Source organism: Fictibacillus sp. WQ 8-8, assembly GCF_024494405.1.
GTDB lineage: Bacteria > Bacillota > Bacilli > Bacillales > Fictibacillaceae > Fictibacillus_C > Fictibacillus_C marinisediminis.
This window is the reverse complement of the sequence record NZ_JAMXKG010000016.1, coordinates 42,437-58,001: the sequence shown is the minus strand read 5'-3', so window position 1 is coordinate 58,001 and position 15,565 is coordinate 42,437. Positions and strand designations below refer to the sequence as shown.

The following is a 15,565-nucleotide window of genomic DNA, read 5'->3' as shown; positions in this document are numbered from 1 at the left end:
AGTAAGCTACGCTTCAAAAACATGGTTCTTTTCACGGACTAAAGTCTCCCATTCATTTCGTTCTTCAAGCGTAATAAAAGGAAGAGCGGCTTTAATCTTCGTATGTTTTCCTTTGATGATGTAGCCGTCCCCTGCTGGAAGCTCTTTATCTGTTTCCGTATGAGGCAGGCGCATATTAAAGAAATACAGATCATTGCTCAATGTAGAACCCAGCAGGAATCCGGCAAACTTTTTCTTGATGTTCATGAACCAGCCATCATGCATATAGCTGTTCATGCTTGTAATCGAACCTGCCAGCATAAAGTGGATGTTCTTCTGGCGTGCCTCTCTTGTCAGCTTCTCAAGCTGGTCTTTGATCTCAAAATCCATATTCATCTGCTGCATAAAGTTTTCCGCATCATCGATCATGATGACAACAGGAGGATAGGAATTTTCTTCTTGCCCGTTCCCCCATCCGAAGGAGAGGCTGTCGCTTTTTCTTTCCTCCATCTTGGCATAAATCTCGCTGAACAGCTCTTTTGCCTGCATGAAATCTGCTGCATAGCCCTTCACATGAGGAAAGGCCGCCATGCTCATGATGCCTTTCGTCTGCGGCTCCATCTCGATTAGATAGAGATCAAGCTGATCGGCAGGGATTTGGTACATCAGCGATAAGGCCAGCGTTTGAAGTAGCGACGTTTTCCCGGATTCCACACGGCCCGTGACAAACACATGGTCTGCATCATCCAGATCGAGCGACTGGATGTCCAAATCCTCTACATCAATACCATACGGCAGCAGTTTCGAATCGGCCGTCGGAAACTCGTCCAGCAGCTGGTTTAAGGAAATTTCGCGAGGAAGCATCTGAATCGGTTTTGCCCGTTCTCCTTTCGCCTCGTCCGCCATCTTTCCGGAAATCTCCCGGATAAAGGATACCTTTTCAAGCTCACTCCCTCCGTTATAAGGAAGCATCCCCTGAAAGATATGGGGCGGATTGTGTCCCTTCACAAACCCGCGGCCTTCCGGCAAGTTGGCTGCAGCAAAATTCGGCCGTCCAACAGCATAGTAGTAATCGGTATGGTCAGCCAGTTCAAAAGAGACCATGGAAGCGAAGTTGCTTCTATAGCGCTCGTACATGTCGTTCGTCTGATTTGCCGTAGCGAACGTAAGGATGCCGTAAGTCGCCCCCTCACGAAGGATCGTTTCCAGCTTCTCATTCTCAAATTCAAACGTTGACCGGAACCGGTGATATCCGTCAATCACGAGCAGCAGGACAGGCAGGGATTTTTTTGTGATGCTGCGGTACGTTTCGAGCGAGCTCACCCCTTCATTGGAGAATAGCTCTTTCCGCTTCGCCAGTTCTTTCAGGAAATAACGGAACAGCCTCTGCATTTTTTCCGTATCTTCTTCATGGACGACCCCGCCAACTTGCGGAAAACGGGCAAAGTCTTTCAACTGCCTGCTAAAGTCCACGATGTACGTATGCAGATCGCGTGGACCATGCTGATAGAACAAGGAAAGAAGTGTGGACTGCAGGAACGTCGTTTTCCCGGATCCAGGCATCCCGAATGCCATCAGGTGTCCTTCCTTCAGATCCAGCTCCAATGGATACTGAGCCTGATTGCCCACATCATCAATGATGCCGACTTTCGGCTCCATCCACTTTTCGCTCGATTCCCAAGCACCGGAAGTCCAATTCTCGGTTTCTATCAAATCGGAGATCGGAAGACTTTCAGGCAGCGGCTGCAGCCAAGGACCCGGCAGCGGATGAACATTGTTCTTCTCCGCTTCTTCCTTCATATGCCGGATTAGCACTTGAATCTGCTTTTCTGCGGTCTTGCCTTCTGTCTTGATTCTTTTTTGCACTTCATCAGTTCCATCGAGCTTTACTTCGGAAATGGTGGCAATATTGGCCTCTTCCTCGTTCTCAGGATGATACCCTGCCCCGCTCCAAGCGGATTGGAAGTATTCCAGTACTTCGTTGTTGCCGACCTGGAAATAGGCCCGTCCAGGAACGTTGATGCTCGCAGCGTTTGGAATCTTGATCATTTCGCGGCTGTCGTTATCATCCTGTACGCGCAGACAGATGCGGAAACGGGAGTTACTCCAGATCTTCTCATCCACTACTCCGGCTGGTTTCTGTGTAGCGAGCAGAAGATGGACGCCAAGCGTACGCCCGATCGCGGCGATCGAAATCAGCTCATCCATGAATTCTGGCTGATCTTTTTTCAGCTGGGCAAACTCATCAATGATGATGAACAAGTGAGGCAGCGGTTCTTTTGTCTTCCACTCGGATCGGAAGTATTCATCAATATGCTGAATGTTGCCCGCCCGGTTAAACAGCTTCTGACGCCTCTCCAGCTCAGCTCGCAGCGAGACCTTCGCCCGGTTGATCAGGTTAGGATCCTCCAAGTTTGTAATGGTCGCCACGACATGCGGCAGTCCCTGGAACGTATTGGACATTCCGCCGCCTTTATAATCGATGAGCATGAACGCCATATCATGCGGGTGGTAAGTGGCCGCAAGAGAAAGAATCATCGACTGGATGACTTCACTTTTTCCTGAACCGGTCGTGCCTGCCATCAGACCATGCGGACCATGGCCTTTCTTTTCAATCTTATCGTGGATGTTCAAATAGACCGGTTTGCGGCCTTCTCTGACTCCAATCGCGACAGGAAGCGTAGTCGGATAGCGGTTTTGGCTCCACTTGGACACGACATCCAGTTCTTTTACTTTTTTCACGCCGTACATATCCAAAAACGGCAGAACCTTGGGGATTACTCCTGCAGAGGACTGCTTCACCCTTAGCGGTGCAATCATACGTGACATCGTTTTTGCCTCGGTCAGCGTAAAGTGGTCGATCGCTATTTTTTCAGAGCCAGTAAAGTAAACCACTTCATCCTGGTCATTGGAGAACGTTTCATACAATTGAGCCACACCGTCTCTCACTTCAACGATCAGTTCGCACTCCATCGGCAGTGCTTCTTTCGTCGGAGCAAGCAGAATGGCGGATGCGCCGATCGAATCTCCCTGTTTTAAAATGAGCGGCAAGAGGGAATCATCCTCCAGCAGAGAAAGGCTTGGCAGGAAAAAGACATATTCAGGAATATGAACAACGTCATCATTTTTTCCATCATTTTCAAGCTTTCTGATGTTGAGGCTGCTGTACAGCCTTTCAAACAGTTTCTGTGTCATCAGCTTTCCTTCAGCTACATACCGCCTTTCCCGGTCCTCATCCCAAACGTGAGGCAGCCATTTCATCCAGCTCCACTGTTCGCTTTCGCTTTCAGGATAGGCACTGACAAGCTTCACTTCTTCCGGAGATTGGTGGGTGATAAGCTGAAGAGCCAGTACGTGGGCCATCTCCAGGATATCCGCACGCTCCCCGACCAGTCCGACCACACGCTTTTCCTGAAGCGGGATCGAAACCGGGACATTCTGCAGCTCACGGTATTCGGTCTGCAATTTTTGCGCTTCCGCAATGAGCGGATTCACATCATAACCATCCTGTGCCGGTACTTCAATCTCCATTTTAAACGGACGAGAACCGAGGCCGAGCCTCAAGTCCATAAAGTCTTCAGAATTATAGGCGCGCTCCCATAACGAACTCTTTCGGTCTGCGATCCGGCGTACACAGTCCTGAGGATTCGGATCTTTTTCCCGAAGAAAACGGGACTGCCTGTTCTTCAGGTCTTCAATTTCTCCATGATGCTTCTTAATCTGTTCGTAATACTCATTGTGCAGCTGCTCCACTTCAAGCTTGTATGCTTTCTTCTTTTTGAAAAAAAGAATGATCGTCGCAATATAGGAGCCGAGCATCGGAATACTCATCGCCATCATAAAAATGGCATAGCTCGCACTGTTGTACATCGTTTTTGAAATATAGTACATGATTCCTACGGTTGCGAGCGTCAGAAAGATTGGAATGATCATGGACTCGAATGAAAATTTCGGCTCTGCCGGTTCCCCTTTTGGACGGTGAACGACCATCCTTCCTGAAGGCATCGCGAGCTTTAACCGCGGAGATCGTTTAAAATACGGCGACTTCCTCATCTCGTTCCCTCCTTAATCGATAATTTTCCATGCATAATCCATACTGGTCTGCTCCTCGGGCTGATCGTCTTCCGTGTAATCATCACTGGCCATAAAGTCATCTTCTTTTGGGAGTGATGACTGCGGCTCTTTGCTGAACCGCAAAAAGGAACCGTCCCAAACCCCAGCATCCGACAGCGATTTCTTTTTCTCCATACAGAACCAGTTTTTTTGATTAAAGGAATATTCAAGATCATAGGGCTCTTCTCCCCACCCCATCGCATGCCCTGCCCATTCGTGAAGCGCTTCGGCAATTTTTTTGCTTTCGAGATGGTTGGGCAGGCGCAGATCTTTTTCACTGTCATTATGTATAAAGGAAACAATAATCTCTTCCATTGATTCTCTTCCTTTCTACCAGGCGATGTCTAAAAAAGACAAGTCATCGCTTAGCGGAGATTGGAGCGATTTTTTCGCAAGGATCTGCAGCTGATCCGTTGATGGCAGCTGCTTCAAGCCGTCAATCGCTGAAAACCCATCAGAATAAACCGCGATCCGGCGTACTTCGCCGAATGATTGCCCCGTTACGGTATGAATGTCTCCGCCGATAAGCCCGTCCTTTGTTGACCATCGTTTTTTTGTTTCGGGTTGCATTTTACCATCAGACGTTACTTCCCCTGAGGAGTTCCAGACTCTTAATCGTATATCTCCTGAAGACGCAAGAAACATGCCGGCTTGGCTGGTCATCTCATCTGCCATGTCGATCCGGCCGCAGATGAACATCGTTTCGCTGCCTTTTGTCCGTTTTTCCTCGAGCACTTCTCTTAAAATAGGCGGCATGAAATTCGGCAGACGATGTTTTCTGATCGTCTCTGTCCCTTCCACTTTCAGCTCTGTCAGATATGAGGCGAGTTTCTCTTTAACGCCGGCTTCATCCCTATACTCATCAGCTGGAAGCTCCCCTAGCCACTGAATAAGCTTTTCAGATAAAAAGCGAGCGGCAAGATCCCCGCAAAAGGACAGACTAACCCCATCGCAGACTGCAAAAACGAGGCTTCGATCTTTCACTTCAAACGCTAAAAAATCCTGTCCCGAATCATCAGCTTCCTGTGTCTCACTGGACCTTGCATAACCGTAACGGATAGAAAAAGGATCCCGGTAAACAGACGATACCGGAGTTTCTTTCTTTTGATCACTATAATACGTATACATGGATTCACCTCAGGGTTTATGGAAATTTTAAATGTATATTAACGGACCGGTGTGGCGGCAGACATCTGAAATCCGAGAGAAACCAGGTCAGCATTCGTGCCCGGCAGCATCATCAGCGCTCCGGGTTCAATTTTATAGCCAGTTTCAATCATCATTTCCCGATAGCTCTCCGGCAAAGGACTGGAAAGGCGTTTCAGCTTGTTGCCATAGTCTTCATCGAGCACCGTTTCATACATGATACCCGGCCACTTTTTGGAGTTCTCAATGGGCTTGGATAAAATTTCGTCGGAGATAAAAATATTCTCGACGAGCACTTTTCCGTCTGGCACGGATAGGTTCATGATTCTTTGGACGATTGGCTCAGGATCTTCCCCCGTATAAGCTCCGTCAGTCATGTGGCATATTAATGGAGCAGGACAGTCCTGCATCTTTTCCAATTCCTGCAGGAGAATTTTTTCTGCAGCTGCAAAAGCCTTGGCTGTGTTGGTCAGCCGCTGGGTTTGGACATTATCAAGCGGCTTCATTCTTGCAAGCTCATCAATGCCTTTTATTCCGCCCAATACATCAAAAACATTGTCACTGTAGGCTAAAATTGAAACCTTATAGCGCGGGCTAAGCCTGCTGCCTTTTGTTGAACGGAACACCATCTGCCGGATCGCGGAGTTCAGTGCACTCGTTACCACATCGATCCTTCTTTTTTCCTGTCCGTTCCCGGCGTTCATCATCTGGTTCATGGACGCGCTGATATCGAGCAGGTACATGATGTACGCTGGTGTTTGCTGTGTTGCTTGAAGACGATAATCCATGTTTTATTCGACCCCTATAGTTTAATAGTTTCAATTAATTACCCTTATTGTAAGGAAAAATAATGGAAAAGTGTAGATAAGTTCGTGATTCTGTCATACTGCGAGACTATTTCCCTATTTTTTACGTTTTTATACTATATATCCCAGATGATTTTTGAACAAGGGTCTTCAGTTCTGTTTAATCGAATATTTACTTGCGGATTTGCCGCTTTTACTTGCGGTTCGACACGCTTTACTTGCGAAAACGAATCAGTTACTTGCGATTCGACACGATTTACTTGCAGAAACAGGATCTTTACTTGCAAAACACATCATTTTCACAAAAAAAAAACGCCCAGACAGGTTCACTGTCTGAGCGCTTCGTTTATATTTCCTACTCCACCAAGAAAGCAAAGTAACAGATAAAGATCAAGAACAATACATACATGATCGGATGAATTTCTTTTCCTCTTCCTTTAACAAGCATCGTTACAGGATACATAACGAATCCTAGCGCGATCCCTGTGGCAATGCTGTACGTAAGCGGCATTGCGATAATCGTTAAGAATGCTGGAACCGCGATTTCAAGCTTGCTCCATTCAATCTTGCCAAGAACCCCAACCATGAGGACACCGACAACAATTAATGCCGGAGCGGTTACTGCAGGTGTTACAACCACCAATAACGGTGAGAAGAATAATGCCAGCAATAAGAACAAACCTGTAACAACCGATGTAAATCCTGTACGTCCGCCAGCAGCAACACCGGATGCTGACTCGATATAAGCGGTTGTTGAAGATGTACCCAGAGTCGCACCGACAACGATCGCAGAGGAATCAGCCAGCAGCGCACGTCCTGCACGTGGAAGCTTGTTGTCTTTCATAATTCCAGCCTGGCTTGCAACCGCCATGATCGTACCGGCTGTATCAAAGAAATCAACGAAGAAGAACGTTAATACAACTACAATTAAATGCGGTGTAAATATTTTATCGAAATTAGTGAAAGCTTCGCCGAATGTCGGAGCAAGGCTTGGCACCTTACCAACGATTTGATGAGGGGCATCGATCAATCCAAAGATCATTCCAACAATCGCGGTAATAACCATACCATAGAAGATTCCGCCTTTTACTCCGCGGACGACCATTAGAATGGTTACGATAAATCCGAAGATGGCAAGCAATGTATCAGGCTTCGTCAAGTGGCCCAATCCTACGAATGTTGCTTCATTGGCAACAACGATTCCTGCACTTTTTAATCCGATAAAGGCAATGAACAAACCGATTCCGCAGGCTGTTGCGTATTTCAGTTCTACCGGGATCGCGTTAATGATGGTTTCACGAATTTTAAAAACAGTAATCGCAATAAAGATAAGTCCAGATAACAAAACACCAGAAAGCGCCGTCTGCCAAGGAATTCCCATGCCAAGCACGACCGAGAATGTAAAGAACGCATTCAATCCCATCCCAGGTGCAAGAGCGATCGGGTATTTGGCTACAAGGCCCATAAACAGTGTACCGTAAGCCGCAGCGAGGGCTGTTGCCGTAAAGACAGCTCCTTTATCCATCCCGGTCTGGCCAAGTATTGAAGGGTTAACGAAAAGAATGTAAGCCATGGCCAGGAACGTGGTCAGTCCGGCAATAAATTCTTTTCGGTAGGTTGTACCGTGTTCATCAAAGCTAAAGTAGTTCTTCATCATAATCCCCCTGATTATCTAGTATGGAAAAACAAAAAAGCTCAAGGTTTCTCTACCTTGAGCTAACATACAAAGGGAATAGAAATCACATGACGGAATCAGTGTATAAACCTGAATTCATATGATATTCCATGTACCTTCGTAGTCAGGCCATTTACGGCAGCCTGGTAGAAACTTTCGGGCCATATCCCCGAATTTATACGAAAAGACGATTGTCATGTTTATAAAAAATCGCACTAGCTGACTAGTGGCCAGCTTCAATGCCCCAAGTCCTCGAGGTCGCTTCACTCTCCCACCTCAACACAAAGGGCGTGTTGCTGCGGTAGTGCTCCAGCGCTTGTCGGACTTAAACAGGGCACTTACGCTTTTCTTATAATCTGTGACTTTTATACTGTTTACATGGAAATTATACAAATTGCTACAGATTTCGTCAATCTATTTCCGAATATTTTTATTGGAAATTTATAAAATGTTCGTTTATTACTCCCATTCAATTGTTGCAGGCGGCTTGGATGTAATGTCATACACTACACGATTGATATGGTTGACTTCGTTTACAATGCGCGTAGATATTTTCTCCAGCACTTCATACGGAATACGCGCCCAGTCGGATGTCATTCCGTCGATGGATGTAACCGCACGGATACCGATTGTGTAATCATACGTTCTCATGTCTCCCATTACCCCTACACTGCGGATATCAGGAAGAACCGTGAAGTATTGCCATACATCCCGCTCAAGTCCTGCTTTACTGATTTCGTCACGCAGGATGAAGTCAGATTCACGGACAATCTCAAGCTTCTCGTCAGTAATCTCGCCAAGTACACGGATTCCTAGTCCAGGACCCGGGAACGGCTGACGCCAAACAATCGCATCAGGAATACCAAGCTCTGTACCAACCTTACGAACTTCATCTTTAAAGAGTGTGTTCAAAGGCTCAATCAAGGTAAACTTCATGTCTTCAGGAAGTCCGCCTACATTATGATGGGACTTGATCGTTTGAGCTGTAGCTGTTCCGCTTTCTACGATGTCCGTGTAAAGCGTACCTTGTGCAAGGTAATCCACGCCTTCAAGCTTGCTCGCTTCTTCGTCAAACACGTAGATGAATTCGTTGCCGATAATTTTTCGTTTCATTTCAGGGTCAGAAACTCCCTTAAGCTTGCCAAGGAAACGGTCTTTCGCGTCCACTTTAATCACGTTCATGTGGAACCCTTCACTGAAGGTTTTCATAACACTGTCCGCTTCACCTTTGCGAAGAAGCCCGTGGTCTACAAAAATACAAGTCAGCTGGTCGCCGATCGCTTTATGGATCAATACCGCAACAACGGAAGAATCGACGCCGCCGGATAGAGCACAAAGCACTCTTTTATCTCCGACTTGCTGGCGGATTTTCTCCAGTTCGTCCTCGATCCAGTTTTCCATCGTCCAGCTGCCCTCACATTCACAGATGGCAAAAATAAAATTCTTTAGCATCTCATTTCCATATTCACTGTGGCGGACCTCAGGATGGAACTGAACGCCGTACAAGTGGCGGGAGATGTCGCTCATTCCCGCTACCGGACAGGAAATGCTCGTCACGTCGGTTACAAATCCTTGTGGAGGAGCAACAACAAGGTCACTATGGCTCATCCATGTCACCTGATGTTTTGGAAGATCTTGATACAGCTTGCTTTCATTTGCAATCGTAATTTCTGCTTTCCCGTATTCACGGTGGTTGGCGCGCTCTACTTTTCCACCGAAGTGATGAGTCATGAGCTGCATACCGTAGCAGATTCCCAGTACAGGGATGCCAAGGTCAAAAATCGCTTCATCCGCTGAAGGCGAATTCGGTGCGTATACACTGTTCGGTCCTCCAGAGAAGATGATTCCTTTTGGATTCAACTTCTTGATTTCTTCTGCAGTCGTTGTGTGCGGAAGCAGTTCACTGTATACCCCAAGATCACGAATACGCCTTGCGATCAGCTGGTTGTATTGGCCCCCAAAGTCGAGAACGACGATCATTTCACTGGCTAAATTCATTCTGTCACCCCATCTATTGATCTTTCCGTAGTATTTGCCAAATTTACCCTAACATATCCTTTTCTTTAACAAAAAACCGGAATCCCAGCTCTGTTTTTTCAGCGAAAAAAACAAAGGCAGAATTCCGGTTGTGCATAAAGAACCCTGCCTTCATAGTCAGGCAATTTACGGCGGCCCGGTAGAGACTCTCGATCCTTATTATCGAGGATATACGAAGGAGAATAATATTGACGGCATTGTATCTTAAGCACATTCTAACAATGGCTTGTCAGACGGTCAACCCCGCAGCTTTTTAATTAAATTTTCCCACAATTTCTTGTTGGTATCTGTCCATTGATCAGCAGTCTGCCTATTGCCGTATTGCAGAGATTCATAAGCAGAAGTCAGCATTCTCATATCCCGAGTATCAAGTGAACGGTCAACATAGACCGCATATTCCCTGAGTGTATAGGAAGGATCCTTTTTCAACCCGTAAAGCTGGGCCAGCCAGAGCAGCCGGTCATACGCATCTGCAAATGTTCCTGTCCCTTTTCGCCTGCGGAATCTCCAGATGTAATACTGACGGAGCCATTTTTTCCGGAACACAAGAGCAAGGAGTGCTGCTGCAAAGATAAGCGGAATCGCGTACAGCAAGGATTTGCCCAGGATGGCTAAACTTCCATCTCCATTTTTTCCCTTGCTCGCCGATTGGTCCTTCTTGTCAGGCTGCACTTCCTGTTTGTTTTTCTTCTTTACAGGAGAGACAACTGACGCCGCCGCGCTCTTCACTTCCTCTTCAATCTGGCTTGGGTTGGAAAACCCTCTTGTTGGTTCAAAAGGCACCCAGCCGACTCCTGAAAAATAAACCTCCGGCCAGGAGTGGGCATTGGCATTCGTAACTTTATACGTCTTATTCATGTTTTTCGTTTCCTGATACTCTCCGTATGTAAAGCCCTTCACCCAGCGGGCAGGAATGCCGACTGACCGAAGCAGCACGATCATGGATGTCGAAAAGTTATCGCAGTACCCCTTCTTCGCATCAAACAAAAACTTATCCACGTAATCTTCGTTTTTCTTTGGTGCTCTCACATCGACGGTATCGTATCCAAAGTTATTCAGCGAAAAGAAATTCTCTACCTCCTTGGCTTTATCATACGGATTTTCAGCATTCTTTACGATAGATGCCGCCAGTTTTTTGACTCGTAAAGGGAGCTCTTTTGGAAGCTGCAGATAGTATTCGGTCACATACTGCGGATAGGACTGGCTGCTTTCCCGCAATTTTTTCTCATCGTATTGCGGAAGCTCATATTCCATTTGGTATTTCTTTAGTCTCGTTGGATCGCCCCCGCTCATCGTATCAATCTTTCCGGTCAGCGGATCAAGCATAAAATCAACATTTTTTTTGGCTTGAATGGAAGTAATGACGCCTGGTGAAAGGATGAACGGATAGGTTTTCGCCATTTTGATCGTGGCTTTCTCTTCCATCATCTGAGCTCCCCCCGGTTCAATGAGACTGGAGATTGGAGCAGTATACTCCACCGATTGCGGGTTTAACGCATGAAATTCCGGGGAGAAAGAGTTTTCCCACCCTTTTCCGGTATAGGCGTCCTTCGTTTCGACCCGCCAGTAATGCTTTTCTTTTACGGTCGCGGTAAAAACCTCTTTGTAATCAAATTCGAACGGCCCTCCAAGATGGCTGTCATTCGTGCCATAGCCGATTCGGGCAAACTTGCTGTTGATGCCGGAACCATCTTCACCTTTATCCGACATGGACGTGATAAAAGGTACCGGGTCAGGCCATTGCGGAGATGCTTTAGGCGCAAGCAAGCCGAGCGTGGAAGACAGGGCGATGACCACGGTGAGCGGCACCATCCACATGATGGGAAACCGTCCTTTCATGAGCGAAAATCCTTCGGTCTCCACGATTTTCATTATTCTTAAGATGCCGACAAGAACCAGCCCGATAAACACAGTGCGCACGATCGCCATCTTCGCATCATACGGCGTAAACGTATCAAGGACCGTGATATATAGAACGGTTATAAATAAGAACAAAAAAATTCGTTTAGCCTGAATGAGCCAGTAATGCATGAGATAGCTCACGAGCCAGAGCAGGACAAAGAACAAAAGAGATCTGCTCAGCGAAGACATTTCCGTCCATTCCTGATTCCAGATGAACATCAGATTACTTTCCAGGTCACCGATCAGGTGAGGAACCCATTGGAATGATAGAAAAACATCGGGATAATACAGGGCATGCACGGCATACAGCAGGGCGATTAACTTGATCGGGAATGAGAGCCACACCGGCAGTTTGAAGTACGTAATAATAAACAAAAACGCTGTAAACACAACAAAGACCTGCGTATCCTCAGTGGACGTAATCTGGGTCAGCGGCCTGAGCCACTCCCACAGGAGCATAAACCCGAGAGCATAAAGAACAAGAGAGTAAATTGGGGATGGCCGGTTATCTTTAAATGCTTGCACGGTTTGCACCTGCCTTTAATGCGTCACTGAACCTCGGCCCGTAAATGGAAACCGCAGGAATTAAACTATTGTTTAAACGATGGATGGACGTGAGTTCTTGAGGGTGAAGCCTGTCATTGGCCGACATATAAAAATACACTGCGTTAGCCTGCCGGGCTGTAACCATTTCCAGTGTCCTGATCATTACATCATCCAGCAGCGGCGAGATGATGACAACAGTTCTTCCCTCCAGCCTGCCATCGATAAATTCCTGTTTCAGCCATTCATAAAAAGGCTTTTTTATATCCGGCTGAACGCTCGCAAGTTCATGAAAGATCCGCCATTCGTGGTCGGTTCCGCTGTTCATCAAAAGCTGCCCTTTATTCCGGGAACTGTATAGACCTATTGAGGCCCCTTTTTGCACGGAGTAATGCGTGATGGAGGCCGCAAAGGAAACGGCCTTTTCAAAAAGCCAGTCTTGATTGCCGTAGCTTTCTGCGGATTGATCCAGTACGATGACATAATCGTCATTCCGCTGATGTTCAAACACTTTTGTCAGCAGTTTGTTGGAACGTGCGCTTGCCTTCCAATGCAGCCAGGATAGCTTATCGCCGGGGGCATAATCCCTCACGCTTACCGTCGACGTATAGTCAGTCAGCGATTTTCTTCCGGCCCGCTGAATCCCGCTCTGAAGATGCTTGTCCATCTCCCAGCGCTCGATCTCCTGATACCTTGGATAGATGAAGACCTTATCAGACAGGTTTATTTTTATCTCTTTTTGCACGAAACCGAACACATCTCCTGTTTTCAGCGCGATGCTGTTCAGCTCATAAACGCCGCGCGGCACAGGCTTGATGCGGTATGTGTAGACAAGATTCTTTTTAAACAACGGAAAAAACAACACCCGGGAATGAATCTGATCTTCTTCCCCCCCGTGCAGCGCTTCTTTATATAAGGGAGCGGGAATCTCATCATGGATGACAAGATAAAAGAGAGGAAAAGGTGTTTTTCGTTTAAGGCGGATGGTCACGGTCAGTTCCTCACCGGCCATGAGTAGATCCTTGCTCAGTTCCCTCGTCATCTGTATTCTATGAAGCGGATAAAAGACCATCGTCACCGTATAGACGGTAAAAGGAAAAACGCTGTAAAACAAAAACCAGCTCACAAACCCACCCTGAAACATGGCGTACGAAAAGGTCAGTCCGAGAAGGAGTACGATGCCGGCAAGGCCAAGCGGGGTTTTATATTTGCTGTTCAGCTTCCACTTTAGCCGTTTCATCTGGCATGCTGCCCTTTCTGGATTGGAACAGGCACACGGTTCAGAAGATCACGGATGACGGTATCCGGCGTCTCTCCTTCAAATCTGGCTTCAGGTTTTAAAAGGATGCGGTGGGTAAGGACGTATGGCGCGAGATATTTTACATCGTCCGGCACCACAAAATCCCTGTCCATCATAAAAGCGTGTGCCTGGGCGGCCTTCATAAGCGCCAGCGATCCCCTCGGACTGGCTCCAAGATAGATGGAACGGTGATTGCGTGTGCGGTTTACAAGGTCAATGATGTATTTTTTTACGGTTTCATCGACATAAACGGCTTTCACTTGCTCTTTCATTCCGTTCAGTTCCTCTGCGGTAACGACAGGCTTCAGGTTATCGATCGGATGGTCTTGCACGATCAAGCTTAAGATCGATAATTCTTCATCAGGCGTCGGATAGCCCATATTTAATTTCAGGAGAAAACGGTCAAGCTGAGCTTCAGGCAGCGGATAGGTTCCTTCGTATTCAATCGGATTTTGTGTGGCCATGACAAAGAAGGGATTCGGCAGGATGTGGGTGTGGCCGTCAACGGTGATACTTTTCTCTTCCATGGATTCCAAGAGGGCTGATTGTGTTTTAGGGGAGGTTCGGTTGATTTCATCGGCGAGTATAACATTTCCCATAAGCGGTCCAGCTCGAAATTCAAAGTTCATTTCCTTCTGATTAAAAATGGAAACCCCGGTTATGTCAGAAGGCAAAAGATCGGGAGTAAACTGGATCCGGTTGAACTGAAGTCCCAGCGACTTGGCGATGGCACGCACCATCATGGTTTTCCCGACTCCCGGCACGTCTTCAAGCAAAACATGCCCTCCGGCAAGCAGTGCCACAATGCTTAACTCTGAAACCTGCTTCTTTCCTACCATGACATGTTCTATATTTTTAATAACAGCTTCCAGTTCCGAACGGTAGCTGTCAAACTTAACTTTGTTTATACTCATGCGGTCATCCCCCTTTATAATAGGCGATACGCGGCAACATCTAAGAAAGATATTCCCCCGATTTATGCCTGATAACCCTAATCCCCCAAAAGCAGTCTAGGTTCTATTTCCTATTTTAATTACATTCGCAATCAGTGGACTTAACTCCTTGTTTTCGACAAAAAATTAAAAAGCCGCCTAGATAAGGCGGCCTCGCTTACTTCTATACTCATTACTTGTTGCCGGATGATTCTATGAAATACTTAACCCCCGCTACGGTTCCGATGCCGAGCAGCGCGTATTTCAGTCCCACTAACGTGCTATGCGGAGTGGCTCCTCCTGCTTCCCAGAACGAATACAGCACTCCCAGCACAATGGCCACAATTGGAATATACCGGTTCGAAACCTTCGACGTTTGGCGGATTGCATACAGAACGACAGCAAGCCCCACATATGGCGCAAAGTTATTGATCAAGTCCATCCTTCACCCTCCTTTGATTGAGAAGATTTTATTATATTAATTTATTGCATTTTTCTTTTGAAAAGAACAAAAAAATTCATATCCAGTAAGGAAAGAATACAATTTAAAAAGCCTACCTCCGAAGAGATAGACTTAACTTCCATTCAGATTTTAGAGCATTAGCTGTGACGACGCTTTTTCTTTTTTACTTTTTTGCATTTAAATACAAACTTTGATGATGAACTTGATGATGAACGTTTGCATTTTTGTTTACTTGATCGGTGAGATGAACGTTTACAGTGCTTGCTAAAAGATGACATGTGAGTCACCTCCTATTAAACGATCTGAGAGAAAGAGTAAATCTCTTAATCTCTCAATATACTATGTAAAAATATGGCGAATCGTGAAAGATTAACCGTAAAATGTGCGTTAATCTTGAATGGCTGTTTTAAACCTGCAAATAGCTTATGGGAGACAACTTGTCTAACTTTTTGCGAATGAGCTTGAATTCTATTAAAAAAAGACAGCCTAAATATAAGCTGTCTTACCTTACATCTATTCTAATCCTGGTGCAGGGCCGAGTTTTTTTACCCACTTATTATGATTCATTTTTCCCCAGCAAGGATCACATTCTACCCTCTTCTTGCAGCATTTAGAGGATGAGGATTCTTTTTTACTCTTATGTTGAGAAGAACTTTTTTTACTCTTTTG

At 46.3% G+C, this 15,565-nt stretch carries 10 protein-coding genes and 2 riboswitches; all 10 genes read right to left on the bottom strand.

Annotated elements, in window-relative coordinates; genetic code table 11:
• Positions 1-6: 6 nt before the first annotated feature.
• Positions 7-4,032 carry a type VII secretion protein EssC gene (gene essC / locus M1K46_RS21990; protein WP_256227718.1) on the bottom strand — a complete coding sequence of 1,342 codons (4,026 nt, stop codon included), beginning with the start codon at positions 4,030-4,032 and terminating at the stop codon, positions 7-9.
• Positions 4,033-4,044: 12 nt separating this feature from the next.
• Positions 4,045-4,407 (bottom strand): hypothetical protein, encoded by a 363-nt coding sequence (locus tag M1K46_RS21985; protein ID WP_256227717.1) that lies wholly within the window; start codon positions 4,405-4,407, stop codon positions 4,045-4,047.
• A gap of 15 nt (positions 4,408-4,422) precedes the next feature.
• Positions 4,423-5,220: a PP2C family serine/threonine-protein phosphatase gene (locus M1K46_RS21980; protein WP_256227716.1), complete on the bottom strand. Its 798-nt coding sequence runs from the start codon at positions 5,218-5,220 to the stop codon at positions 4,423-4,425.
• A gap of 38 nt (positions 5,221-5,258) precedes the next feature.
• Positions 5,259-6,026: a vWA domain-containing protein gene (locus M1K46_RS21975; protein WP_256227715.1), complete on the bottom strand. Its 768-nt coding sequence runs from the start codon at positions 6,024-6,026 to the stop codon at positions 5,259-5,261.
• A gap of 373 nt (positions 6,027-6,399) precedes the next feature.
• Positions 6,400-7,698: an NCS2 family permease gene (locus M1K46_RS21970; RefSeq protein ID WP_256227714.1), complete on the bottom strand. Its 1,299-nt coding sequence runs from the start codon at positions 7,696-7,698 to the stop codon at positions 6,400-6,402.
• A 122-nt stretch (positions 7,699-7,820) separates the two neighbouring features.
• Positions 7,821-7,922, bottom strand: a riboswitch (purine riboswitch).
• 256 nt (positions 7,923-8,178) lie between these two features.
• Positions 8,179-9,717, bottom strand: coding sequence for a glutamine-hydrolyzing GMP synthase (gene guaA / locus M1K46_RS21965; RefSeq protein ID WP_053356036.1), 1,539 nt, complete (start codon positions 9,715-9,717; stop codon positions 8,179-8,181).
• 133 nt (positions 9,718-9,850) lie between these two features.
• A riboswitch (purine riboswitch) is annotated at positions 9,851-9,952 on the bottom strand.
• Positions 9,953-9,993: 41 nt separating this feature from the next.
• Complete coding sequence (locus M1K46_RS21960) at positions 9,994-12,183, bottom strand: DUF4129 domain-containing transglutaminase family protein (protein WP_256227713.1); 2,190 nt, start codon at positions 12,181-12,183, stop codon at positions 9,994-9,996.
• Complete coding sequence (locus tag M1K46_RS21955; RefSeq protein WP_256227712.1) at positions 12,170-13,441, bottom strand: DUF58 domain-containing protein; 1,272 nt, start codon at positions 13,439-13,441, stop codon at positions 12,170-12,172. Before M1K46_RS21955 ends, M1K46_RS21960 begins: the two co-directional genes overlap by 14 nt.
• Positions 13,438-14,415, bottom strand: coding sequence for an AAA family ATPase (locus tag M1K46_RS21950; protein WP_053356040.1), 978 nt, complete (start codon positions 14,413-14,415; stop codon positions 13,438-13,440). Before M1K46_RS21950 ends, M1K46_RS21955 begins: the two co-directional genes overlap by 4 nt.
• A gap of 211 nt (positions 14,416-14,626) precedes the next feature.
• On the bottom strand, positions 14,627-14,875 hold the full coding sequence (locus tag M1K46_RS21945; RefSeq protein ID WP_062239894.1) for a phage holin family protein: 249 nt from the start codon (positions 14,873-14,875) through the stop codon (positions 14,627-14,629).
• Between the last annotated feature and the right edge of the window lie 690 nt (positions 14,876-15,565).